At 65.2% G+C, this 25,309-nt stretch carries 21 protein-coding genes; 18 read left to right on the forward strand and 3 right to left on the reverse strand.

The window, feature by feature from the left end; all coding sequences use genetic code 11:
* Nucleotides 1-20 precede the first annotated feature (20 nt).
* A complete protein-coding gene (locus DVS29_RS13100; RefSeq protein WP_118180889.1) occupies nt 21-407 on the forward strand; it encodes a RidA family protein in 387 nt (128 codons plus the stop codon).
* 95 nt (nt 408-502) lie between these two features.
* Here DVS29_RS13100 and queF read toward each other — a convergent pair whose 3' ends face one another.
* From queF to ilvA, 3 genes are read right to left on the reverse strand one after another with little or no spacing between them, the layout of a single operon-like run.
* Nucleotides 503-1,330, reverse strand: coding sequence for an NADPH-dependent 7-cyano-7-deazaguanine reductase QueF (queF, locus tag DVS29_RS13105; RefSeq protein WP_118180890.1), 828 nt, complete (start codon nt 1,328-1,330; stop codon nt 503-505).
* On the reverse strand, nt 1,327-2,229 hold the full coding sequence (locus DVS29_RS13110) for a 5'-nucleotidase (protein ID WP_118180891.1): 903 nt from the start codon (nt 2,227-2,229) through the stop codon (nt 1,327-1,329). Before DVS29_RS13110 ends, queF begins: the two co-directional genes overlap by 4 nt.
* Before the next feature lie 36 nt (nt 2,230-2,265).
* The gene (gene ilvA, locus DVS29_RS13115; protein WP_118180892.1) at nt 2,266-3,816 is read right to left on the reverse strand and encodes a threonine ammonia-lyase, biosynthetic; all 1,551 of its coding nucleotides are present in this window, start codon (nt 3,814-3,816) and stop codon (nt 2,266-2,268) included.
* A 333-nt stretch (nt 3,817-4,149) separates the two neighbouring features.
* Between ilvA and DVS29_RS13120 the strand changes: the two genes are divergently transcribed.
* From DVS29_RS13120 to DVS29_RS13205, 17 genes are all read left to right on the forward strand, one after another.
* The gene (locus tag DVS29_RS13120) at nt 4,150-4,407 is read left to right on the forward strand and encodes a hypothetical protein (RefSeq protein WP_118180893.1); all 258 of its coding nucleotides are present in this window, start codon (nt 4,150-4,152) and stop codon (nt 4,405-4,407) included.
* A 408-nt stretch (nt 4,408-4,815) separates the two neighbouring features.
* A complete protein-coding gene (locus DVS29_RS13130; protein WP_118180894.1) occupies nt 4,816-8,913 on the forward strand; it encodes a DUF3683 domain-containing protein in 4,098 nt (1,365 codons plus the stop codon).
* Nucleotides 8,914-8,947: 34 nt separating this feature from the next.
* A complete protein-coding gene (locus DVS29_RS13135) occupies nt 8,948-9,376 on the forward strand; it encodes an HIT family protein (protein WP_118180895.1) in 429 nt (142 codons plus the stop codon).
* A gap of 8 nt (nt 9,377-9,384) precedes the next feature.
* Nucleotides 9,385-9,807 (forward strand): gamma-butyrobetaine hydroxylase family protein, encoded by a 423-nt coding sequence (locus DVS29_RS13140; protein ID WP_118180896.1) that lies wholly within the window; start codon nt 9,385-9,387, stop codon nt 9,805-9,807.
* 83 nt (nt 9,808-9,890) lie between these two features.
* Nucleotides 9,891-10,622 (forward strand): bifunctional demethylmenaquinone methyltransferase/2-methoxy-6-polyprenyl-1,4-benzoquinol methylase UbiE, encoded by a 732-nt coding sequence (gene ubiE / locus DVS29_RS13145; RefSeq protein ID WP_118180897.1) that lies wholly within the window; start codon nt 9,891-9,893, stop codon nt 10,620-10,622.
* 36 nt (nt 10,623-10,658) lie between these two features.
* Nucleotides 10,659-11,735 (forward strand): Tim44 domain-containing protein, encoded by a 1,077-nt coding sequence (locus tag DVS29_RS13150; protein ID WP_118180898.1) that lies wholly within the window; start codon nt 10,659-10,661, stop codon nt 11,733-11,735.
* Nucleotides 11,736-11,946: 211 nt separating this feature from the next.
* Nucleotides 11,947-12,597 carry a ubiquinone biosynthesis accessory factor UbiJ gene (locus DVS29_RS13155; protein WP_118180899.1) on the forward strand — a complete coding sequence of 217 codons (651 nt, stop codon included), beginning with the start codon at nt 11,947-11,949 and terminating at the stop codon, nt 12,595-12,597.
* A gap of 14 nt (nt 12,598-12,611) precedes the next feature.
* Nucleotides 12,612-14,201, forward strand: coding sequence for a ubiquinone biosynthesis regulatory protein kinase UbiB (gene ubiB, locus DVS29_RS13160; RefSeq protein ID WP_118180900.1), 1,590 nt, complete (start codon nt 12,612-12,614; stop codon nt 14,199-14,201).
* Nucleotides 14,202-14,222: 21 nt separating this feature from the next.
* Nucleotides 14,223-14,888 (forward strand): class I SAM-dependent methyltransferase, encoded by a 666-nt coding sequence (locus DVS29_RS13165; protein ID WP_118180901.1) that lies wholly within the window; start codon nt 14,223-14,225, stop codon nt 14,886-14,888.
* A 142-nt stretch (nt 14,889-15,030) separates the two neighbouring features.
* On the forward strand, nt 15,031-15,417 hold the full coding sequence (locus tag DVS29_RS13170) for an FmdB family zinc ribbon protein (RefSeq protein ID WP_118180902.1): 387 nt from the start codon (nt 15,031-15,033) through the stop codon (nt 15,415-15,417).
* Nucleotides 15,418-15,490: 73 nt separating this feature from the next.
* Nucleotides 15,491-16,141 (forward strand): DUF502 domain-containing protein, encoded by a 651-nt coding sequence (locus DVS29_RS13175; protein WP_118180903.1) that lies wholly within the window; start codon nt 15,491-15,493, stop codon nt 16,139-16,141.
* A gap of 63 nt (nt 16,142-16,204) precedes the next feature.
* Entirely contained in the window at nt 16,205-18,004 is a 1,800-nt protein-coding gene (aspS, locus tag DVS29_RS13180) for an aspartate--tRNA ligase (RefSeq protein ID WP_118180904.1), read from the forward strand.
* 265 nt (nt 18,005-18,269) lie between these two features.
* On the forward strand, nt 18,270-18,758 hold the full coding sequence (gene nudB, locus DVS29_RS13185; protein ID WP_118180905.1) for a dihydroneopterin triphosphate diphosphatase: 489 nt from the start codon (nt 18,270-18,272) through the stop codon (nt 18,756-18,758).
* On the forward strand, nt 18,755-20,008 hold the full coding sequence (locus DVS29_RS13190; RefSeq protein ID WP_118180906.1) for a phospholipase D-like domain-containing protein: 1,254 nt from the start codon (nt 18,755-18,757) through the stop codon (nt 20,006-20,008). Before nudB ends, DVS29_RS13190 begins: the two co-directional genes overlap by 4 nt.
* A gap of 163 nt (nt 20,009-20,171) precedes the next feature.
* Nucleotides 20,172-20,771, forward strand: coding sequence for a TetR/AcrR family transcriptional regulator (locus DVS29_RS13195; protein WP_118180907.1), 600 nt, complete (start codon nt 20,172-20,174; stop codon nt 20,769-20,771).
* 100 nt (nt 20,772-20,871) lie between these two features.
* A complete protein-coding gene (locus tag DVS29_RS13200; RefSeq protein ID WP_118180908.1) occupies nt 20,872-22,659 on the forward strand; it encodes an acyl-CoA dehydrogenase C-terminal domain-containing protein in 1,788 nt (595 codons plus the stop codon).
* Nucleotides 22,660-22,852: 193 nt separating this feature from the next.
* Nucleotides 22,853-25,291, forward strand: a complete 2,439-nt coding sequence (locus DVS29_RS13205; RefSeq protein WP_118180909.1) for a 3-hydroxyacyl-CoA dehydrogenase/enoyl-CoA hydratase family protein — start codon at nt 22,853-22,855, stop codon at nt 25,289-25,291.
* The last annotated feature ends 18 nt before the right edge of the window (nt 25,292-25,309 follow it).

Genomic DNA, 25,309 nt, shown 5'->3' on the forward strand with positions numbered 1-25,309 from the left:
ATCAACCAGGGAGCAAATCGATGAAACGTTATGGCGTGGAAGGCGGTAAGGGCACGGGCGGTCAACATATGCCGTTTGCGCGCGCAGTCGAGGCGGACGGCTGGCTGTACGTGTCCGGCCAGACGCCGATGGAAAACGGTGAGGTAATCAACGGGGGCATCGTCGAGCAGTCGCACAAGGCCGTCCAGAATGTGTTCGCGATCCTGAAGGAAGCGGGTTATGGCGCCGAGCACGTGGTGCGCTGCGGTGTGTGGCTCGACGATCCGCGCGACTTCGCTTCGTTCAACAAGGTGTTTCGCGAATACTTCGGGGATAACCCGCCGGCACGCGCGTGTGTCGTGTCGAGCATGGTGATCGACTGCAAGGTCGAAGTGGATTGCGTCGCGTACAAGGCGCCGCAGAAGTAAGCGTGGCGTCCCGCTTGCCGGATTGGCCGAGCGCAGGCCGGATCGTCTTTGACGCGCCGGTCCGCGCCGCGTGACGCGGACCGGCAGATTGCAGGCTACTGACGCGCAAGCCGGTCGTTATCCGGCATCGGCATGTTGAAGCTGGTGCGGAACGGATTGATGTCGAGCCCGCCGCGGCGCGTATAGCGTGCATAGACCGCGAGCTTCAGCGGCTGGCATTCGCGCATGATATCGACGAAGATCCGCTCGACGCACTGCTCGTGAAAGCCAGTGTGATTGCGGTACGACACGATGTAGCGCAGCAGGCCGGCGTGATCGATCTGCGGGCCGACATAGTGAATCTGCACACTGCCCCAGTCCGGCTGACCCGTGACCGGACAGTTCGATTTCAGCAGGTTCGAGCGCAGCGTCTCTTCCACCGGCGCTTCGTCGTGCGCGGCTTTCAGTAGCGACGCATCCGGCGAATACACGTCCGTGTCCAGATCGAGCCGGTCGAGCGACAGCCCGTCGAACTCGTCCATCCTCAGCTTTTCGAATCCGCCCGGCGCCACGAGCTGCACTGACACGCTCGCGCCGCTCGCGGCGGACACATCGCGCCTGATGGTGTCGCGCACGGCGTCGAGCGAGTCGAACTTCGTCTGCGCGAACGAGCCCAGGTAAAGCTTGAACGACTTCGATTCGACGATGTTCGGCGAATCCGCCGGCACGTAGAACGTGGCGAGCGCGATCTGCGGTTTGCCACGCATGTTGAGCCACGACAGCTCGTACGCGTTCCAGATGTCGGTGCCGAAGAACGGCAACTGCTCGCCGATGCCGATCGCTTCGCGCGCGTGGCGCCGGTCGATCGGGAAGAGCAGCGAGGCGTCGTACTGCTCCTTGTAGGTGGACGGTTTGCCGAGGGGCGATTGCTGTTCTGGCGTCATGATGCGTTCACGATGCCACTCACGACATGCCCGATCGCGGTGACGACGCGGGCCGATTCGCAGTGGCGAATTTGATCGTCGAAGAAAAAGTCCGGTTCGAACTCGCGCAGGAACGCGCCCTTGTCGAGTCCGCCGAGGAACATCGCTTCGTCGATTTCGATGTTCCAGGCCATCAGCGTCCGGATTGCTCGCTCGTGCGCGGGCGCCGAGCGCGCCGTCACGAGTGCGGTGCGGATATGCATCGGCGCGGCGCCGTCGGCGAGCTTCTGCAGACGGTGCAACGCTTCGAGCAGCGGCTTGAGCGGGCCTTCCGCGAGCGGCAGATCGCGCTTGCCGACTTCATGCGTGACGAACGCCGTGAGCCCTTGCTGCTGGAACACGCGCTCGCCTTCGTCGGAGAACAGCACCGCGTCGCCGTCGAACGCGATGCGAATCTCGTCCGGATACGTTCCCGCCATTTTCGCCGATTCCGGCAGCACGCGTGCAGCGGGAAAGCCGGCGGCGAGCGCGTCGCGCACGTCGTCCTGATTCGCGGACAGAAACAGCGATGCGTTCAGCGGCTTCAGATAGCCGAACGGCGGACGGCCGCGCGTGAACACGCCGCGTTCGATCGCGAGACCATGCTCGCGGCACGAGCTGAACGCGCGCAGCCCGCTGATCGGATCGCTGCGCGACAGGATCACGACTTCGACGTGCTGCGCGTCCGCGTTCAGCGCGAGCAGTTTGCGGATCAGCGGAAACGCGACGCCCGGCCGCGCCGGCACGTTGAGCCGTTCGCGCTGCAACGTCTCATACGCGTGCAGGTCGCCGGCTTCGTACACGCGGTTCTCTTCCTCGAAGTCGAACAACGCGCGCGAAGAGATCGCAACGACGAGTTTGTCTTCGAGCGAAAAGGTCATGGTGTGCGTTGAAAGCGTGCGCGTTGAGCCGTGCGTTCAGCCGAGGAACAGCCGGTAAACCGGGTTCGCGGACTCTTCCCAGTACGGATAGCCGAGCGTCGCAAGGAAGCGGTCGAACTCGGCGTTCTCGGCAACTGGCACCTGAATGCCGACGAGGATCGAGCTGTAGTCCGCACCCTGGTTACGGTAGTGGAAGAGGCTGATATTCCAGTTCGGCGCCATCGACGACAGGAACTTCATCAGCGCGCCCGGCCGCTCCGGAAACTCGAAGCGGAACAGGCGCTCGTCGTGCGCGAGCGGCGAGCGGCCACCCACCATGTAGCGGATGTGCTGCTTCGAGAGTTCGTCGCCCGTCAGGTCGACGGTGGCGAAGCCATGTGCCTCGAAGTTCTTCGCGATCTCCGCTGACTCGCCGCGATTCCGGATCTGCACGCCGACGAAGATATGCGCGGAGTTCGCATCCGCGATGCGGTAGTTGAACTCGGTCACGCTGCGTGTGCCGACGAGCGCGCAGAAGCGGCGGAAGCTGCCGCGTTCTTCCGGAATCGTCACCGCGAACACGGCTTCGCGCGCTTCGCCGACTTCCGCGCGTTCGGCGACGAAGCGCATCCGGTCGAAGTTCATGTTCGCGCCCGACGTGACCGCGATCAGCGTCTGGTGCTCGACGCCTTCGCGTTCCGCATACTGCTTCGCGCCCGCGACTGCAAGCGAACCCGCCGGCTCCAGCACGCTGCGGGTGTCCTGGAAGACGTCCTTGATCGCGGCGCACAGCGCGTCGGTATTGACCGTCAGCACGCCGTCGAGCAGCGAATGGCACAGCCGGAACGTCTCTTCGCCGACAAGCTTCACCGCGGTGCCGTCCGAGAACAGGCCCACTTCGTTCAGCGTCACGCGTTCGCCGGCTTCGATCGAACGGGCCATCGCGCACGAGTCGTCGGTCTGCACGCCGAACACCTTGATCTCGGGGCGCACCGCCTTGACGTACGCGGCGATACCGGCCGCGAGTCCGCCGCCGCCGATCGGCACAAAGATCGCGTGGATCGGCCCCTGATGCTGGCTCAGCACTTCCATCGCGACGGTGCCCTGGCCGGCGATCACGTAAGGATCGTCGAACGGATGGACGAATGTGAGGCCCAGTTCCTTCTCCAGCTTTACCGCATGCGCGTAGGCGTCGCTATACGATTCGCCGATCTGCACGACCTCGACCGTCGGACCGCCATGCGCGCGCACCGCGTCGACTTTCACCTGCGGCGTCGTGACCGGCACGACGATGATCGCCTTCACGCCGAGCTTCGCCGCCGACAGCGCCACGCCCTGCGCATGATTACCCGCCGACGCGGTGATCACGCCGCGCTTCAGCGCTTCCGCGGAGAGGTGTGCCATCTTGTTGTACGCGCCGCGCAGCTTGAACGAGAACACTGGCTGGTTGTCTTCGCGCTTCAGGTAGACCGTGTTGCCGAGCCGCGCCGACAGGTTGCGCGCGTGTTCGAGCTCGGTCTCCCGTGCCACGTCGTAGACGCGCGCAGTCAGGATCTTCTTCAGGTAGTCGTTGTGATCGTTCGGGGCGTCGGTGTGGTCTGCCTGCATGGCGTGCTCCTGATGGTCTGGCCGGGTGTATCCGCTGTGTGGGTCTGATTCCCCTGGAGACCAAATAAAAAACCCGCCTCCTGGGGCGGGTTTGCGTTCACTGACCGTTCGGATATGCGCTAACCCACCATTCGATGAATGGTGCGAATAATCAGCGCAATGTGGAACGGATAGCGATTCATGGTCGAAGAGCTTCGGGCAAGTGTCGCTTTTTGTCAACCCCTCTGGCGTACCGGCTTCAGGTGTTTAGACCTGCAATGTGCACAACCCGTACCGAAATGCCTTGCATCGGCGACCACGCAACCCGGAAGGTCGGCGGGTAGCGATACCACGATGGTGGTACGCAGCAGCGACAACGTGGTCGGCATCAGCACGAACGACCTGGTCGTCATCCATCCAGACACGGCTGCCGTACGGCAGGTCGCGGCCGGCCTGGCGAAGTCGGTCAGCGCGTATCCGGAAATGGGCGTGACGGTCATCCATGCCGGCGGTCTCGATCAGCTGGCGTCGATCAAGGCGACTCTCGCGACCACGTTCCCGACGGTGAAATTCGATCTGCCGGTCAGATACGGGAACATCCAGCCGAAGTAGCAAAAGCGGTCGTGTTCGGAACGCCCTCCCCATCCGACCGTCCGGTCGGGAAAACTGTCATTCCCGTCGCTTTCCAGACGCCGTTCCGGCCTCAACGTGTGTAGGCATCCTGCGGTAGAATCGTTTTTTGGAACAAGGATCGGATGATGCACAGGCAGCTACGGACAGCCCACTTGATGCCCGGACCGTGCGACGGTCGCCGCAAGGCGAGTCCCGCGGCGGCGCGGCATGTCCGTCACGCACGATCGTGTAGCTGCATCTGAGCGCCGCGAAGCCGCCGACGTGTGCCCACCGTCGGCATGGGCTTTGTCAAGAGAAGACAGTATTTCCAGAACTGCGCCCCACGCGCACCGTCTGCCGATGCCTCGTCGATGAGCGCATCGAGCCGACCTACCGAGTCGTCCGGACATGAACGCACCTCAAGTTTTCGACCCGAACGGCGCCGCCAATACGGTGGCTGCCGATCCCGAAGCGCGCCTGCGCGAAATTCCTTACAACTACACGTCGTTCTCCGATCGCGAGATCGTGATCCGCCTGCTCGGCGACGATGCCTGGGCTGCGCTCGACGAACTGCGCGCCGAACGCCGCACCGGCCGCTCGGCGCGGATGCTGTACGAAGTGCTCGGCGATATCTGGGTCGTGCGCCGCAATCCGTATCTGCAGGACGACCTGCTCGACAACCCGAAGCGCCGCGCACTCCTGATCGAAGCGCTGAACCACCGTCTGACCGAAATCGAGAAGCGCCGCCGCGCCGATCTGATCGAGCACGGCGGCGACGAAGCCGGCGTGGGCCGCGCCGCTCGCGTCGAAACGCTGGTGCTCGCGGCACGGCGCGCCGTCGATGCTTTCGCGGCCGAGTTCGAGCAGATGGCCGACCTGCGTCGCCGTGCGGCCAAAGTACTGGGCCGCCGCACGCAGAAGGACAACATCCGCTTCGACGGTCTCGCGCGAGTGTCGCACGTGACCGATGCGACCGACTGGCGCGTCGAATATCCGTTCGTCGTCCTGACGCCCGACACCGAAGCCGAGATGGCCGGCCTGGTAAAGGCCTGCTTCGAGCTCGGCCTGACGGTGATTCCGCGCGGCGGCGGCACCGGCTATACGGGCGGCGCGGTGCCGCTCACGCCGTTCTCGGCCGTCGTCAACACCGAGAAGCTCGAACAGCTCGGCGCGGTGGAGCTGACCGAAATGCCGGGCGTCGCGCGCAAGGTGCCGACTATCTTCTCCGGCGCGGGCGTCGTCACGCGCCGCGTGACGGAAGCCGCGGAGCAAGCGGGTTATGTGTTCGCCGTAGACCCGACGTCGCTCGATGCGTCGTGTATCGGCGGCAACGTCGCGATGAACGCCGGCGGCAAGAAAGCGGTGCTGTGGGGCACCGCGCTGGACAATCTGGCCTGGTGGCGGATGGTCGACCCCGAGGGCAACTGGCTCGAAGTCACGCGTCTCGAGCACAACCTCGGCAAGATCCACGACATCGAGGTCGCGCACTTCGAACTGAAGTGGTTCGACGGCGAATACGCGCCCGGCGAAAAGCTGCTGCGCACCGAGAAGCTCGACATCGAAGGCCGGCGCTTCCGCAAGGAAGGCCTCGGCAAGGACGTGACGGACAAGTTCCTCGCGGGCCTGCCGGGCGTGCAGAAGGAAGGCTGCGACGGCCTCATCACGTCCGCGCGCTGGGTGCTGCACAAGATGCCCGCGCATACCCGTACCGTGTGCCTCGAATTCTTCGGCCAGGCGCGCGAGGCGATTCCGAGCATCGTCGAGATCAAGGATTACCTGTTCGCGACGTCGAAGGAAGGCGGCGCGATTCTCGCGGGCCTCGAGCACCTCGACGAGCGCTATCTGCGCGCGGTCGGCTATGCGACGAAGAGCAAGCGCAACGCGTTTCCGAAGATGGTGCTGATCGGCGACATCGTCGGCGACGATGCGGATGCCGTTGCCGCCGCAACGTCCGAAGTGATCCGGATGGCGAACGGCAAGAGCGGCGAAGGCTTCGTGGCCGTGTCCGCCGAGGCGCGCAAGCGCTTCTGGCTCGATCGCAGCCGCACCGCCGCGATCGCGAAGCACACCAACGCGTTCAAGATCAACGAAGACGTCGTGATTCCGCTCAACCGGATGGGCGAATACACGGACGGCATTGAGCGCATCAACATCGAGCTGTCGATCAAGAACAAGCTGCAGCTGCTCGACGCGCTCGAAGCGTTCTTCAAGGCGGGCAACCTGCCGCTCGGCAAGGGCGACGACGCGAGCGACATTCCGTCCGCCGAACTGCTCGAAGACCGCGTGCAGCACGCGCTCGAACTGTTCAAGCAGGTGCGCGCGCGCTGGGAATTCCTGCGCGACCGGCTCGACCTGTCGCTGCGCGAAGCGCAGCACTATCTCGTGCGGCTCGGCTATGCGCCGCTCGCTGAGAAGTTCGCGGACCGCGTCGACGATCAGCCTGGCGTCACCGTGTTCGACGTCACCCAGGACCGCACCATCCGCGTGTCGTGGAAGCAGGAGATCCGCGCCGAACTGCGGCAGATCTTCAATGGCGGAGCGTTCAAGCCGATCCTCGACGAAGCGCAGGCCATCCACAAGAAAGTGCTGCGCGGCCGCGTGTTCGTCGCGCTGCACATGCACGCGGGCGACGGCAACGTCCACACGAACATTCCGGTCAACTCCGACAACTACGAGATGCTGCAGGACGCGCACACCGCAGTGGCGCGCATCATGAAGCTCGCGCGTTCGCTGGATGGCGTGATTTCCGGCGAGCACGGCATCGGCATCACAAAGCTCGAGTTCCTCACCGACGACGAGATCAGCGAGTTCCGCGCGTACAAGCAGCGCGTCGACCCGCAAGGCCGCTTCAACGCGGGCAAGCTGCTCGAAGGCGCGGACCTGCGCAACGCCTATACGCCGAGCTTCGGGCTGATGGGCTACGAATCGTTGATCATGCAGCAGTCCGACATCGGCGCGATCGCCGATTCGGTGAAGGACTGCCTGCGTTGCGGCAAGTGCAAGCCGGTCTGCGCGACTCACGTGCCGCGCGCGAACCTGCTGTACAGCCCGCGCAACAAGATTCTCGCGACGTCGCTGCTGGTGGAGGCGTTCCTGTACGAAGAGCAGACCCGCCGCGGCGTGTCGATCAAGCACTGGGATGAGTTCAACGACGTCGCCGATCACTGCACCGTTTGCCACAAGTGCGCGACGCCGTGCCCGGTGAAGATCGACTTCGGCGACGTCACGATGAACATGCGCAACCTGCTGCGCAAGATGGGCAAGAAGAAGTTCAACCCGGGCAACGCCGCGGGCATGTTCTTCCTCAACGCGACCAACCCGCAGACGATCAACCTCGCGCGCACCGCGATGATGGGCATTGGCTACAAGGCGCAGCGCCTCGGCAACGAGGTGCTGAAGAAGGTCGTGAAGAAGCAGACCGCGCATCCGCCGGCCACGACGGGCAAGCCGCCCGTCGTCGAGCAGGTGATCCACTTCATGAACAAGAAGATGCCGGGCAACCTGCCGAAGAAGACGGCGCGCGCGCTGCTCGACATCGAAGACAACAAGATCGTGCCGATCATCCGCAACCCGAAGACGACCACCGTCGATTCGGAGGCGGTGTTCTACTTCCCGGGTTGCGGCTCCGAGCGGCTGTTCTCGCAGGTCGGTCTCGCCACCCAGGCGATGCTGTGGGAAGCGGGCGTGCAGACGGTGCTGCCGCCGGGCTACCTGTGCTGCGGCTATCCGCAGCGCGGCTCGGGTCAGTACGACAAGGCCGAGAAGATCGTCACGGACAACCGCGTGCTGTTCCACCGCGTCGCGAACACGCTGAACTACCTCGACATCAAGACGGTGGTGGTGTCGTGCGGCACCTGCTACGACCAGCTCGCGGGCTACGAATTCGACAAGATCTTCCCGGGCTGCCGGATCATCGACATTCACGAGTTCCTGCTCGAGAAGAACATCAAGCTCGATGGCGTGTCGGGCATGCGCTACATGTACCACGACCCGTGCCACACGCCGATCAAGACGATCGATCCGGTGAAGCTCGTCAACCAGCTGATGGGGGCGGAAAAGGACGGCTACAAGATCGAGAAGAACGATCGCTGCTGTGGCGAATCTGGCACGCTGGCGGTGACGCGTCCGGACGTCTCGACCCAGGTGCGCTTTCGCAAGGAGGAAGAAATCCGCAAGGGCGCGGCGAAGCTTCGCGGCATCCCTGTCGTGGCCGACGCCGGCTCGAACGCGCTCAATCCGGCCAACGCCGCGGCGGGTGCCGCCGGCGCACAGCCGGGCTCGGTGCTGAAGGCGGGCGACGGTCCGCAGCCCAGCGGCGGCACGGACATCAAGATCCTCACGAGCTGTCCGTCCTGCCTGCAGGGGCTCTCGCGCTACAACGAGGATGCGGGCGTGGAAGCGGATTACATCGTCGTCGAAATTGCCCGTCACGTGCTGGGCGAAAACTGGATGGCCGACTACGTCCAGCGCGCGAATAATGGCGGAATCGAGCGCGTGCTGGTCTAATGGCACGGCTTACGTATTTCGTGCGGGGACGATGATGGACTGTGTATTTTGCCGTGAGGACGGCGGCCTCGTGCTGTGGCAGGACGATTCTCTCCGGGTCGTCCTCGCCGACGAACACGACTATCCTGGCTTTTGCCGCGTGATCTGGAACACGCACGTGGCCGAGTTCTCCGACCTCGATGCGCGTTCGCGTGACCGTGTGATGCGCGTCGTCTATGGCGTGGAACGGGCTTTGCGGCGCGTGATGCACCCGGTGAAGGTGAATCTCGCGAGCCTCGGCAACCAGGTGCCGCACGTGCACTGGCACGTGATTCCGCGCTTCTCGAACGACGCGCATTTCCCGTTGCCCGTGTGGGCGCCACGCCAGCGCACCGTCTCCGAAGCGCTGCTGTCGTCGCGGCGCGCGCAGGCCACGCTGCTCGCCGACGCGGTGCGCGGCGAAATCGAACAAGCTCTCGCCTGAGGCCAAACATGAGCGGATTGACTCGCGAAACGCCGGTGCCGACCGGCGTCGTCGTGCACGCGGTTTCGCGCGTGCTGGAACTGCAGTACGCGGATGGCAACAGCTACCGCGTGCCGTTCGAACTGCTGCGCGTATATTCGCCTTCCGCGGAAGTGCGCGGCCACGGTCCCGGCCAGGAGACGCTGCAGACTGGCAAGCGCGACGTGACGATTACGGCGCTCGAAGGCGTCGGCAACTATGCGCTGCAACCGGTTTTTTCGGACGGTCACAATACCGGTATCTACTCGTGGGACCTGCTGTACGACCTCGCCGTGCGGCAGGATGAACTCTGGCGCGAGTATCTCGCCAAACTGGCAGCGGCCGGGGTAGACCGCGACGCGCCGATGAGCGAGCCCGCGCCGCATGGTCACGGGCACGGCCATCACCACTGACCGCCGCAGCCGGCGCCCTGGCAGGGCCGCGGCAACGGGATGATGCGGCGCAACATTCAAGAAAACGCACAAGGACGAGCGCGATGAGCAAAACCCACTTCGGCTTTGAGACCGTAGACGAACAAGACAAGGCGAAGAAGGTAGCGGGCGTGTTCCATTCGGTCGCATCGAACTACGACCTGATGAACGACCTGATGTCAGGCGGCCTGCATCGTGCGTGGAAGGCCTTCACGATCGCGCAGGCCAACGTGCGGCCGGGCTACCGCGTGCTCGACATCGCGGGCGGCACGGGCGATCTGTCGAAGACGTTCGCGAAGCAGGCGGGGCCGACCGGCGAAGTCTGGCATACGGACATCAACGAATCGATGCTGCGCGTGGGCCGCGACCGCCTGATCGACCAGGGCGTGATCACGCCGGCGCTGCTCTGCGACGCGGAGAAAATCCCGTTCCCCGACAACTACTTCGACGTGGTGACGGTGGCGTTCGGATTGCGCAACATGACCCACAAGGACATCGCGCTGGCCGAGATGCGGCGGGTGCTGAGGCCGGCGGGCAAGCTGATGGTGCTGGAGTTCTCGAAGGTGTGGGAGCCGCTGAAGAAAGCGTACGACGTGTACTCGTTCAAGGTGCTGCCATGGCTCGGTGCGCGCTTCGCGAACGACGCCGACAGCTACAAGTACCTCGCCGAATCGATCCGCATGCATCCGGATCAGGAAACTTTGAAAACAATGATGGAACAAGCCGGCCTCGATGCCGTCAAATATTACAACTTGTCAGCTGGCGTGGTCGCACTCCACGTCGGCGTCAAGTACTAGGTGTTCCATATGACTGTTTTCTAAAGGATTCCCGCCATGACCGACGCCCGCTTCAGTTTTTCCGGAAAGCTTTCGAGGTGGGCGCGGCAGGCGGGACGCCTCGCTGTCGTCGGTCTGATCGTGGCCGCGACGGTCGCCTCGCTCGATGCCGACGCACGCCGCATGGGCGGTGGCCGAAGCTTCGGCCGGCAATCTTCGTCGATGATGCAGCGGCAGACCACGCCGCCTTCGTCGCCATCCAATGGCCCGTCGCAGAACGCGGCTTCGCCGAACCCGACCAACCCAGGCCAGGCCGCGCAGGCGCAGCGCATGCAGCCCGCGTCGCCGGTGCCAGCCCGCTCGCGCTGGCTCGGGCCGATCGCCGGTCTCGCGGCCGGTCTCGGCATCGCGGCGCTGCTGTCGCACTTCGGTCTCGGCGACGCGTTCGCCAGCGGCCTCGCGAACCTGATCGTGATCGCGTTGATCGCGGCCGCGGCAATCTGGCTGATCCGCCGCTTCGCGGGACGCCGGCGCGATTCGACCACGCGTGGTTATGCCTCGGGCGCGACCGGGCCGTACGGCTCGCCGCCGCTGAACACGAACCATGGCGGGTATGCCTCCGGCTATCCGCGGGAGCCGAGCTTCAGGTCCACGGGGCCGGCAGCATCAGCACCGTCCGCGCCTGCTTCACCGTATGGCGCCGCCGCGCCGACCAGCGCGGGTTTCGAACACACGCCCGCGGCGCGCCCGGCGTTGCCGTCCGGCTTCGATGCGGACGCGTTCCTGCGCAACGCGAAGGTGTACTTCGTGCGTCTGCAGGCCGCGTGGGACGTCGGCAATCTCGCCGACATCCGCGAGTTCACGACGCCCGAAGTATTCGCCGAAGTGAAGCTCGATCTCGACGCGCGTGGCGGGAAGGAGAACCAGACCGACGTCGTCACGCTGGACGCGGAACTGCTCGGCGTCGAAGACCGCGGCATCGAGTACTTCGCGAGCGTGCGCTTCTCGGGCCTGATCCGCGAGACGTCGGGCGCCGCGGCCGAACCGTTCGCCGAAATCTGGCATCTGACGAAGTCAACCGGGACCGGCGAAGGCTGGCTGCTCGCGGGCATCCAGCAACTGGCCGCGCATTGACCGCTGCGGCGCCCGGCTGTTCCGCCTGCGTTGCGTTGCGTTGCGGCGCGGCGCGGCGCGGCCCGCGCCACGACTACGCGAACGACGTCGCGCCGCGCGCTGCGCGCCACGAACGCTGGCCGTTCGGCATAGTCGGGCGTTGCGCGATCGGACGTTACAATAGGAACCCGCGCCGACCTTCGTCCGCGCGGGTTTTTTCTTGCCGCCTCCAATGACCCTCGCTGCCAAGCCTTTTGCTGCTGCCGTCAATCATCTGCTCGCCCGTGAACCCTGGGCGCTCGATCGCCTCGCTCCGTATGCCGGCAAGACCGCGCGGCTGTCGTGCCCGCCTGTCGAGCTGATGCTGCTGGTGCAGCCGGATGGCTACCTCGTGGCGGTGGAGGAGCGCGATGCCGGCCAGTTCGACGTCACGCTTTCCGTGCCGCCCGATGCAGTGCCTGCGTTTGTGCAAGGCGGTCAGGCGGCGGTGATGAAGCACGTGAAGATCGACGGCGACGCGGAGTTCGCCACCGTGATCGCCAAGCTCGCCGAACATCTGCGCTGGGAGCCCGAAGAAGACCTCGCGCGCCTGATCGGCGATGCGCCTGCCTATCGCGTATCGACGCTTGTGCGTACGGCCGGCGAGCACGCGCGGCGCACCGGGCGCAACCTGCTCGACTCGGTGGCCGAATATCTGCTGGACGAGAACCCGCAGCTCGTGCGGCGCGCAGCGCTCGACGATTTCAACGCGGAACTGGCCCGTACGCGCGATGCGCTCGCACGCATCGAGAAGCGCGTCGAACGCATCGAGCAGAAGGTGGACGCCCGGCGCGGCGCCGAAGGTCCGGCCGACGGTGCCGCCACCTCGCGCGGCGCGCGCTGATCATCGGGCCGGCCATGCGTTTTCTGCGTTTCCTCAAGATCTTTTTCACGGTCATCCGCTTCGGTCTCGACGAGATGATGCTAAGCCGCATCAACGACCGCCGCGTGCGGTTGCTGCTGCGGATCACCACCATCGGCCGCCGCTTCGAGGCGCCGCCCGGCGTGCGGCTGCGCCTCGCGCTGGAGAGCCTGGGGCCCATCTTCGTGAAGTTCGGCCAGGTGCTGTCCACGCGCCGCGATCTGCTGCCGGTGGACATCGCGAACGAACTCGCGAAGCTGCAGGACCAGGTGCCGCCGTTCGACTCGGCGGTGGCGATCGGCATCATCGAGCGGTCGCTCGGCGCGCCCGTCGATGCGATCTTCGACGACTTCGAGCGCGTACCGGTGGCGAGCGCATCGATCGCGCAGGTGCACTTCGCGACGCTGAAGACCGGCCAGCATGCGGGCAAGGCGGTGGCCGTAAAGGTGCTGCGGCCGAACATGTTGCCGGTGATCGACTCCGACCTCGCGCTGTTGCGCGACATCGCCGTATGGGCGGAGCGGCTGTGGGCGGACGGCAAGCGATTGAAGCCGCGCGAGGTGGTCGCGGAGTTCGACAAATATCTGCACGACGAACTCGACCTGATGCGCGAGGCGGCCAACGGCAGCCAGCTGCGCCGCAATTTCGCGGGGCTCGACCTGTTGCTCGTGCCGGAGATGTACTGGGAGTTCTGCACGCCCACCGTGCTCGTGATGGAGCGGATGATCGGCGTGCCGATCAGCCAGGTGGACACGCTGCGCGCGGCGGGCGTCGACATTCCGAAGCTCGCGCGCGAGGGCGTCGAGATCTTCTTCACGCAGGTGTTCCGCGATGGTTTCTTCCATGCGGACATGCACCCGGGCAACATTCAGGTGAGCCTCGCGCCGAATCATTTCGGCCGCTACATCGCGCTCGACTTCGGCATCATCGGCGCGCTGTCGGACTTCGACAAGAACTACCTCGCGCAGAACTTCCTTGCGTTCTTCAAGCGCGACTATCACCGCGTCGCGACGCTGCACCTCGAGTCCGGCTGGGTGCCGCCGAACACGCGCGTCGAAGAACTCGAAAGCGCGATCCGCGCCGTCTGCGAGCCGTACTTCGACCGCGCGCTGAAAGACATTTCACTCGGCCAGGTGCTGATGCGGCTCTTCTCCACGTCGCGCCGCTTCAACGTCGAGATCCAGCCGCAACTCGTGCTGCTGCAGAAGACCATGCTGAATGTGGAGGGACTGGGCCGTTCGCTCGACCCGGACCTCGACCTGTGGAAGACCGCGAAGCCGTACCTCGAACGCTGGATGAACGAGCAGATCGGTCTGCGCGGCTGGTACGAGCGTCTGAAGATCGAGGCGCCGCAGTGGAGCAAGACGCTGCCGCAGTTGCCGCGCCTGATCCACAACGTGCTCGCCGAGCGGCACGGCCACGCGCACGACGGTCAGCCGCGGCCCGGCGACGACGTGATCCGCCAGATCCTGCTGGAACAGAAGCGCACCAACCGTCTGCTGCAGGGTTTGCTGATGTTCGGCTTCGCGGTAGGGGTGGGCGCGTTGCTGGCGCGTGTGTGGCTCACGCTTGCATACGGTGGCTGAAGCGTTTTCGGGAGAAAGGCGATGAGCGGATCGAAGCAGGACGACGAACGGCACGAACCCACCGGCGAATCCACCACGCCCCCGGCATTCTCCACACGCGATCCCGACTCGCCTGCATTCTGGGACGAGCGCTTCGAAAAGCGCTTCACGCCGTGGGATCAGGCTGGCGTGCCGGCCGAATTCGTCGCGTTCGCATCGCAGCGGCTTGCCGAGCCGGTCGTGGTGCCGGGCTGCGGCAATGCGTGGGAAGTGCTGTGGCTCGCCGAGCGCGGCGCCCCCGTGCGCGCGATCGACTTCGCGGCGAATGCGGTCGCGGCGGCGCGCGTGCAGCTAGGGCAATATGCATCGGTCGTCGAACAGGCGGACTTTTTCGCGTGGCAGCCGCCCGTTGCGCCCGCATGGATCTACGAGCGCGCGTTCCTGTGCGCGCTGCCACCTGCACGCCGGGGCGACTACGCGCGCCGCATCGCGGAACTGTTGCCCGAAGGCGCGTTGCTGGCCGGCTTCTTTTTCATCGGCGCAACGCCGAAGGGGCCGCCGTTCGGCATGGACCGTTCCGATCTGGACGCGCTGCTGTCGCCATACTTCGAACTCGTCGACGACCGGCCGGTCGCCGATTCGATCCCGGTATTCGCGGGCCGCGAGCGCTGGCTCGTATGGCGCCGGCGCGGTGCGCCCGCGGCTTGATTTCAAGGCCTTTCGCCCTCATCTGCGGCGTCGGTGGCCGCGCGACGCGTCGCACCCGGAAATCCGCCAGGGCGTGTCGCGGTTTGCGGCTATAATTCAAGGCTTTGCAAGCGTTTACAAGATTTCTGCAGGGAAAAGGATCATGCCGATCTATGCATATCGTTGCGACTCGTGCGGCTTCGGGAAAGACGTGCTCCAGAAGATGAGCGACGCCCCGTTGACGCAGTGCCCCGAGTGCGGAAAAGACACCTTTCGCAAGCAGGTCACGGCCGCCGGCTTCCAGCTGAAGGGCTCGGGCTGGTACGTGACCGACTTCCGCGGCGGCAGCAACAGCGCCAATGGCAATTCGAACGGCTCGAACGGCAAGTCCTCGGGCGATGGCGCGGCAGCCAGCGCGGACAGCGGCAAGTCCGCATCCGGCTCCGGCGACAGCGCAGCGTCGAGCGGCTCGGGTTCCAGTTCCGCGAGTTCGTCTTCGGCGCCCGCGACCCCCGCGGCATCGGGCAGCACAACAACCGGCAGCGCATAGTTCCGCGGCCGCCCCGCGGCGGCCAATCCCTCCCGCGTCCGGCGCAACCGGCAGCGGTCATCCGGCGGTACACATGACGACGAAAAAGACAACGCTCAAATCGGTGTTTCTGACTGGCCTGCTGGTGCTGGTGCCGCTCGCCATCACGCTGTGGGTGCTTGGCCTCATCATCGGCACGATGGACCAGACCCTGCTTCTGCTGCCCAGCTCGTGGCAGCCCGAGAAGGTGCTGGGCTTCCGCCTGCCGGGGCTCGGCGCGGTGCTCACGCTCGCGTTCATCTTCATCGTCGGGCTGTTGACGCAGAACTTCATCGGGCAGAAGCTGGTGAAGTGGTGGGAGCTCGTGGTTCGCCACATTCCGGTTGTCGGCCCGATCTACACCAGCGTCAAGCAGGTGTCCGACACGCTGCTTTCGTCGAGCGGCAACGCATTCCGCAAGGCGCTGCTGATCGAATACCCGCGCCGTGGCTCGTACACGATCGCGTTCCTGACCGGCATCCCCGGCGGCGACGTCGTGAATCACCTGAAGGAAGAGTGCGTGAGCGTCTACGTGCCGACCACGCCGAATCCCACGTCAGGCTTTTTTCTGATGGTGCCGAGGAGCGAAGTCGTCGAACTGGACATGACGGTCGACGCGGCGCTCAAGTACATCGTCTCGATGGGCGTGGTCGCTCCGTCCTCGCCGCCGGCGCAGGTGCGCCGTCCTGTCGAGCCGCCGCTGTAACACCGGCCGCGCGCCCGGTTCGGCGCGCGCCGTTCAATCCATGCAAAACGAAAGACGAACATCATGTCGATGAGATCTGAATACTGCGGTCTGGTGACCGAACACCTGCTGGGCCAAACCGTGTCGCTGTGCGGCTGGGTGCATCGTCGTCGCGATCACGGCGGCGTCATCTTCATCGACCTGCGCGATCGCGAAGGCCTCGTCCAGGTCGTCTGCGACCCGGATCGCGCGGAGATGTTCAAGGCGGCCGAAGGCGTGCGCAACGAGTTCTGCGTGCGGATCCAGGGCGTGGTGCGCAACCGTCCGGAAGGCACGACCAACGCGAACCTGAAGAGTGGCAAGATCGAGGTGCTGTGCCACGAGCTGACCGTGCTGAACGCATCGGTCACGCCGCCGTTCCAGCTCGACGACGACAACCTGTCGGAAACCACGCGCCTCACGCACCGCGTGCTCGATCTGCGCCGTCCGCAGATGCAGCACAACCTGCGTCTGCGCTATCGCGTCGCGATGGAAGTGCGCAAGTACCTCGATTCGCGTGGCTTCATCGACATCGAAACGCCGATGCTCACGAAGAGCACGCCGGAAGGCGCGCGCGATTATCTCGTGCCGTCGCGTGTGAACGCGGGCCAGTTCTTCGCGCTGCCGCAGTCGCCGCAGCTCTTCAAGCAGCTTTTGATGATCGCGAACTTCGATCGCTACTACCAGATCGTCAAGTGCTTCCGCGACGAAGACCTGCGCGCCGACCGTCAGCCGGAATTCACGCAGATCGACTGCGAAACGTCGTTCCTCGGCGAGCAGGAAATCCGCGACCTGTTCGAAGACATGTCGCGTCACGTATTCAAGGAAACGATCGGCGTCGAGCTGGACGCGAAGTTCCCGGTCATGCAGTACTCGGAAGCGATGCGCCGCTTCGGTTCGGACAAGCCGGACCTGCGCGTGAAGCTCGAATTCACCGAGCTCACCGACGTGATGAAGGACGTCGACTTCAAGGTGTTCAGCACGCCGGCCAACAGCAAGGACGGCCGGGTCGCGGCGCTGCGCGTGCCGAAGGGCGGCGAGCTGTCGCGCGGCGACATCGACGGCTACACGGAATTCGTGCGCATCTATGGCGCGAAGGGTCTCGCGTGGATCAAGGTCAACGAAGCGGCGAAGGGCCGTGACGGCCTGCAGAGCCCGATCGTGAAGAACCTGCACGATGCGGCCATTGCGGCGATCGTCGAGCGCACCGGCGCGCAGGACGGCGACATCGTGTTCTTCGCGGCGGACCGCGCGAAGGTCGTGAACGACAGCCTCGGAGCGCTGCGTCTGAAGATCGGCCATTCGGAGTTCGGCAAGGCGAACGATCTCGTCGAGAAGGGCTGGAAGCCGCTGTGGGTGATCGACTTCCCGATGTTCGAGTACGACGAGGAAGAGAACCGCTTCGTCGCCGCGCACCATCCGTTCACGAGCCCGAAGGACGAGCATCTCGAGTTCCTCGAAACCGATCCGGCCCGCTGCCTCGCGAAGGCGTACGACATGGTGCTGAACGGCTGGGAAATCGGCGGCGGCTCGGTGCGTATCTATCAGGAGCACGTGCAGAGCAAGGTGTTCCGCGCGCTGAAGATCGGTCCGGAGGAAGCGCGTCTGAAGTTCGGCTTCCTGCTCGACGCGCTGCAGTACGGCGCGCCGCCGCACGGCGGTATCGCGTTCGGCCTCGACCGCATCGTCACGATGATGGCCGGCGCCGACTCGATCCGCGACGTGATCGCGTTCCCGAAGACGCAGCGCGCGCAGTGTCTCCTGACGCAGGCGCCGAGCGAAGTCGACGAACGCCAGCTGCGCGAGCTGCACATCCGCCTGCGTCAGCCGGAGCAGAAGGCTTAACGGGTTTCAGGCGGGGCTTCAAGCGGCTGGCATGACGCGGCTGACATAGCGCGGTACGATGTCAGCCGTTCAAGGCCACGCATCGCGTGCGCCTCGAAGCTCCACCAACCAGGCGCCGGCGCAACACCGGCACCACTCGAAGAAAGGCGCATCTCGCGCCTTTTTCGCTTTTTGGATACAGTCGAAGCCTAGAACCTTTGACCCGACATGTGCTGCCCGTCCGCCTTCCCCGTGAGGCGACGGCGAGCGAGACAGCGTCGAGACCATGCCGAAACCGCCGAAGATTCCCGAGTCCGTCCTTGTCGTGATCCATACGCGCGAGCTCGACGTGCTGCTGATCGAGCGCGCGGGCCGTGCCGGCTTCTGGCAGTCGGTGACGGGCTCGAAGGATCGCGTCGACGAGCCGCTCGTGCAGACGGCGATCCGTGAAGTGGCCGAAGAGACCGGCATCGCGATCGGCGGCCCCGACGTGCCGCTCGATGCGCTCGTCGACTGGCGGCATCACATCGAATTCGAGATCTATCGGGTCTGGCGCCACCGCTACGCGCCGGGCGTCACGCACAACACCGAGCACTGGTTCAGCCTCGAAGTGCCGCACCGGCTCGACGTCACGCTCGCGCCCGACGAGCACACCGCCTTCCAGTGGCTGCCGTACGAAGCGGCCGCGGCGGCCTGCTTCTCATGGTCGAACCGTGACGCGATTCTCGAACTGCCTGGCCGGTTTCCCGGACACGCACTGGAGCGCCGCCGATGACGTCGGGCGTGCGCCGTTTCGCCCGCCTCCGGCAGAGTCTGCTGGGCCGTCGCTACTGGCTGCGCTACCGCTTCACCGCCGGTAACGACGTCCGGCTGTTCCGCTCCGGCACGAGCCTGTTCGAAGCGCTGATCAGCCGGATCGACGGCGCGACCCGGGACGTAATTCTCGAAACCTATATCTTCTGCGACGACAGCGCGGGCCGCCCGGTGTCCGACGCGCTGACGCGCGCCGCCGCGCGCGGCGTGCGCGTGCGCGTGATCACCGACGGCATCGGCACGGACCGGCTGCCGCTCTTCGACGAATGGCCGAAGGCCGGTATCCAGCATCGCATCTATAACCCGCATCTGTTCGGCCGCTTCGGCTTCTCGCGCACGCACCGCAAGCTCGCCGCGATCGACGGCGATTTCGCGTACTGCGGAGGCATCAATATCGTCGACGACTTCGACCAGAACGGCACACAGCTGCCGCACGCGCGCTGGGACTTCGCGGTCGAGCTGCGAGGGCCGGTGGTGTCCGACGTGCGCGACGCGCTCGAATCGCAGTGGCGGCGCATCCGTATCGGTCACCGGCCGCCGTCCGATCTGCGCCCCGATCTGAACGCCGACATGGCGCAGCAGCAGCTGGGCGGTCGCGGCCGGCGGCGCCGCTTCGGCGGCCGGCATTCGCCCGCCGGGGCGGCCGTCGCGTTCGTCGCGCGCGACAACCTGATCAACCGCCGCGCGATCGAAAAAGCGTATCTGACCGCGATCGGCCAGTCGCGCAGCGAGGTGCTGCTCGCGAATCCGTACTTCATGCCCGGCCGCAAGCTGCGTCGCGCGTTGATCTTCGCGGCCCGGCGCGGCGTCGACGTGCGGCTCGTGATCGGCCGCAAGGAGTTTCGCGCGCTCGATTACGCGGTGCCGTTCCTGTACCGGTCGCTGCTGAAGGCGGGCGTGCAGATCGCCGAATACGAGAAGACGATGCTGCATGGGAAGGTGGCGGTCGTCGATTCGGGTTGGGCGACGGTCGGCTCGTCGAACCTCGATGCGCTGAGCCTCGTGCTCAACAACGAGGCGAACGTCGTGCTCGTCCTGCATCCGGAGATCGACGCGCTGCGCGACGCGATCCTGACCGCGTTCGCGGAGGCGCGTCGCATCGACTTCGCAGGCTACGAGGCGCGCCCGGCCGGCGAGCGTCTGCTGAACTGGTTCGCGTACACCGCGTACCGGTGGGCGATGAAGCTGATCACGGTGGGCGGCTACGACTAGCCGACGATTCAAAAAAATCAGCCCCATCCAATTGTCGATGGCCCAGAATTGATGTCCGGTTAGAAACCGGTTTCTAATAAAGTCCTTGTTTCCCAGGCGGTCGATGCCAATAATGGTACGACCGTTCGATTTTATTGTCGGTCACACAGAACGGTACAAAGCTATGCGAAAAGGCGAACAGACGCGGGCCGCAATTCTGGAGGCAGCGCTCGATCTGGCAAGTCGTGACGGGCTCGAGGGCCTGACGATCGGGCTGCTGGCCGAGCGCATGCAGATGAGCAAGAGCGGCGTGTTTGCGCATTTCGGGTCGCGCGAGGACTTGCAGGTCGAAGTCGTGCGCGAGTACCACCGGCGCTTCGAGGAGGAAGTGTTCTTCCCGAGCCTGCGCGAGCCGCGCGGCCTGCCGCGTCTGCGGGCAATGCTGTCGCGCTGGATGGAAAAGCGCATCCAGGAGGTCACCACTGGGTGCATCTACATCAGCGGCGCCGTCGAATACGACGACCGCGCGGACAACCCGGTGCGCGAGCAGCTCGTCTCCAGCGTCACGACGTGGCGCGCGGCGCTGTTGCGGGCCATTTCGCAGGCGAAGGAAGAAGGGCATCTGCGCGCGGACACGGACCCGCAGCTGATGCTGTTCGAACTGTATAGCTTCACGCTCGGTCTGCATCACGACGCGCGCTTCCTGCATCTGCCGGACGCTGTGCGCCTGACGTGGGCCGCGCTGGAAAAACTGATCGTTTCGTATCAGAGCGAAAGCCGCTAGCGGCGCCGGCGCATCGACCGGCGTTCACCGTCCCGCAGCCACCCGCTGACAGGACCGGCGCGAACGGCCTCGCTCATGCCTACACCTTTGGAGATGAGTCATGGGACAGTACGCCGCGCCGCTGCGGGACATGCAATTCGTGCTGCACGAGCTGCTCGACGTCGAAGCCGAGCTGAAGCAGATGCCGAAGCACGCGGATCTCGATGCCGACACCATCAACCAGGTGCTCGAAGAGGCCGGCAAGTTCTGCGCTGAAGTGCTGTTCCCGCTGAACCAGAGCGGCGACCAGGAAGGCTGCACGTACGTCGGCGACGGTGTCGTGACCACACCGAAGGGCTTCAAGGAAGCGTATCAGCAATACGTCGAGGCCGGCTGGCCCGCGCTCGGCTGCGATCCCGAGTTCGGCGGCCAGGGGTTGCCAGCGTTCGTCAACAACGCGCTGTACGAAATGATGAACTCGGCGAACCAGGCCTGGACCATGTACCCGGGTCTCTCGCACGGCGCGTACGAATGTGTGCACGAGCACGGCACGCCCGAGCTGCAGCAGACCTATCTGCCGAAGCTCGTATCGGGCCAGTGGACCGGCACGATGTGTCTGACCGAGCCGCATTGCGGCACCGACCTCGGCATCCTCCGCACCAAGGCCGAAACGAACGGCGACGGCTCGTACTCGATCAGCGGCACCAAGATTTTCATCTCGAGCGGCGAACACGATCTCGCCGAGAACATCGTGCACCTGGTGCTCGCGCGTCTGCCGGATGCGCCGCAGGGCACGAAGGGCATCTCGCTCTTCATCGTGCCGAAGTTCGTGCCGGATGCCGACGGCAAACCGGGCGCGCGCAACGGCGTGAAGTGCGGCTCGATCGAACACAAGATGGGCATTCACGGCAACGCGACGTGCGTGATCAATCTCGACAACGCGAAGGGCTGGCTGGTCGGCGAGCCGAACAAAGGACTGAACGCGATGTTCGTGATGATGAACGCCGCGCGTCTCGGCGTCGGCATGCAGGGCCTCGGCCTCACGGAAGTCGCGTACCAGAACTCGCTGACCTACGCGAAGGAACGCCTGCAGATGCGTTCGCTGACGGGCCCGAAGGCGCCTGAGAAAGCGGCCGACCCGATCATCGTGCATCCGGACGTGCGCCGCATGCTGCTCACGCAGAAGGCTTATGCCGAAGGCGCGCGCGCGTTCACTTACTGGTCCGCGCTGCAGATCGACAAGGAGCTGTCACACGCGGACGAAAGCGTGCGCAAGGAAGCCGCCGACCTTGTCGCGCTGCTCACGCCGGTCATCAAGGCGTTCCTGACCGACAACGCATTCGAAGGCACGAACATGGCCATGCAGATCTACGGAGGCCATGGCTTCATCGCTGAATGGGGCATGGAGCAGTACGTGCGCGACGCGCGCATCAACATGATCTACGAAGGCACGAACTCGATCCAGTCGCTCGACCTGCTGGGCCGCAAGGTGCTCGGCGACATGGGCGCCAAGCTGAAGAAGTTCGGCAAGCTCGTCAGCGATTTCGTCGAGCAGGAAGGCGTGAAGTCGGAGATGTCGGAGTTCATCAATCCGCTCGCGGACATCGGCGACAAGGTCCAGAAGCTGACGATGGAAATCGGCATGAAGGCGATGCAGAACCCCGATGAAGTGGGCGCTGCTGCCGTGCCGTATCTGCGCACCGTTGGCCACCTGGTGTTCTCGTACTTCTGGGCGCGTATGGCACGCCTCGCGCTGGACAACCAGGCGTCCGGTGATCCGTTCTACAAGTCGAAGCTTGCCACAGCGCGGTTCTACTTCGCGAAGCTGCTGCCCGAAACGGCCGCGACGATCCGCGCCGCGCGCGCCGGATCGAAGACGCTGATGGACATCGACGAAGCGCTGTTCTGAGCAAGCGCGGTGATACGGCGTTGATGAACCAGCGGCCCCGCATCGCTCCCACTACCAAGCCATCACCATTCCCGCGCGGCAGCCACACATCTGACCGCCCATGCCCGGCACGCGGCGAGCACGTCGCGGCGTCGCCCGAGGCACCGGCGAACCACGCCTGCCGCGCCACCGCATCACTTTCTGGAGGAACGACGTGAGCAATCTGATCATTCGCAAGGTGGCCGTGCTCGGCGCCGGCGTGATGGGCGCGCAGATCGCCGCGCACCTGATCAACGCCAAGGTGCCGGTGCTGCTGTTCGACCTGCCCGCCAAGGAAGGTCCGAAGAACGCGATCGCGCTGAAGGCGATCGAGAACCTGAAGAAGCTGTCGCCAGCGCCGTTCGGCGTGAAGGACGACGCGCAGTACATCCAGCCCGCGAACTACGACGACGATATCGCGAAGCTCGCCGAGTGCGACGTCGTGATCGAAGCGATCGCCGAGCGCATGGACTGGAAGCATGACCTGTACAAGAAAGTCGCGCCGCACCTCGGCGCGAACGCGATCTTCGCGACGAATACGTCGGGTCTGTCGATCACCGAGCTCTCAAAGGGCTTCGACGACGAGCTGAAGGCGCGTTTCTGCGGCGTGCACTTCTTCAATCCGCCGCGCTACATGCACCTTGTCGAGCTGATCCCGACCGCCACCACGCGTCCGGAGATCCTCGACCAGCTCGAGACGTTCCTGACGAGCGTGGTCGGCAAGGGCGTCGTGCGCGCGAAAGACACGCCGAACTTCATCGCGAACCGCGTCGGCATCTTCTCGATCCTTGCGGTGATCACGGAGGCCGCGAAGTTCGGCCTGCGCTTCGACGAGGTCGACGATCTGACGGGCAGCCGCCTCGGCCGCGCGAAGTCCGCGACGTTCCGCACCGCGGACGTCGTCGGTCTCGACACGATGGCGCACGTGATCAAGACGATGCAGGACAACCTCGCCGACGATCCGTTCTTCCCGGTGTACGAGACGCCGCCCGTGCTGGCCGCGCTAGTGCAGAAAGGCGCGCTCGGGCAGAAGAGCGGCGCGGGTTTCTACAAGAAGGAAGGCAAGGCAATCAAGGTGCTCGACCCGAAGGCGGGCGAGTACGTGGAAGGCGGCGCGAAGGCCGACGAGATGGTCGGCCGCATCCTGAAGCGTCCGCCGGCGGAGCGCCTGAAGCTGCTGCGCGAATCGGACCATCCGCAGGCGCAGTTCCTGTGGTCGATCTTCCGCGACGTGTTCCACTACATCGCGGTGCATCTCGAATCGATCGCCGACAACGCGCGCGACGTCGATCTTGCGATCCGCTGGGGCTTCGGCTGGAACGAAGGCCCGTTCGAAGGCTGGCAGGCAGCCGGCTGGAAGCAGGTTGCCGAGTGGGTGCAGGACGACATCTCGGCGGGCAAGGCGCTCGCGAACGCGCCGCTGCCGGCATGGGTGCTGGAAGGCCCGGTCGCGGAGAGGGGCGGCGTGCACACCAGCGAAGGCTCGTGGTCACCGGCGGAGCAGCGCTTCGTGCCGCGTTCGTCACTGTCCGTCTATGAGCGCCAGGTGTTTCGCGCGCCGCTCGCGGGCGAGACCGGTGTCGATCCGAAGAACTACGGCAAGACGCTGTTCGAGACCGAGCACGTGCGTGCGTGGGTAGACGACCGAGCGGGCGAAGACGACGTCGTGATCGTCTCGTTCAAGAGCAAGATGAACACGATCGGGCCGGGCGTGATCGAAGGCCTTGAGCAGGCGATCGACGTTGCCGAGCAGGGCTACAAGGGCGTCGTGATCTGGCAGCCGGCGTCGCTGAAGCTCGGCGCGCCCGGTGGCCCGTTCTCGGCCGGCGCGAACCTCGAAGAAGCGATGCCCGCGTTCATGATGGGCGGCGCGAAAGGCATCGAGCCGTTCGTGAAGAAGTTCCAGCAGGGCATGCTGCGCGTGAAGTACGCGAACGTGCCGGTGGTGGCCGCGGTGTCGGGCATCGCGCTCGGCGGCGGCTGCGAGCTCGCGCTGCATAGCGCGAAGCGCGTCGCGCATGTCGAGAGCTATTTTGGGCTAGTCGAAGTGGGCGTGGGTCTCGTGCCCGCGGGCGGCGGCCTGAAGGAAGCGGCGCTGCGCGCGGCGGAAGCGGCGAACGCCGTCGGCGCGGGCGGCAGCGATCTGCTCAAGTTCCTGCAGAAATCGTTCGAAAACGCCGCGATGGCGAAGGTGTCCACTTCGGCGCTCGATGCGCGCGCAATGGGCTATCTGAAGCCGTCGGACACGATCGTGTTCAACGTGTTCGAACTGCTCGACACGGCGAAGAAGGAAGCGCGCGCGCTGGCCGCCGCGGGCTACCGTCCGCCGCTGCGCGCGGCGCAGGTTCCGGTGGCTGGCCGTTCGGCGATCTCGACGATCAAGGCGTCGCTCGTGAACATGCGCGATGGCCGCTTCATCAGCGATCACGATTTCCTGATCGCGGGCCGCATCGCGGAAGCGGTGTGCGGCGGCGACGTCGAGGCGGGTAGTCTGGTCGACGAAGAATGGCTGCTCGCGCTCGAGCGCCGCGCATTCGTCGAGCTGCTCGGCACGCAGAAGACGCAGGAACGGATCATGGGCATGTTGCAGACCGGCAAGCCGGTGCGCAACTGAGCGGCGCGGGCAAAACAC

The organism is Paraburkholderia phosphatilytica, assembly GCF_003443895.1.
GTDB lineage: Bacteria > Pseudomonadota > Gammaproteobacteria > Burkholderiales > Burkholderiaceae > Paraburkholderia > Paraburkholderia phosphatilytica.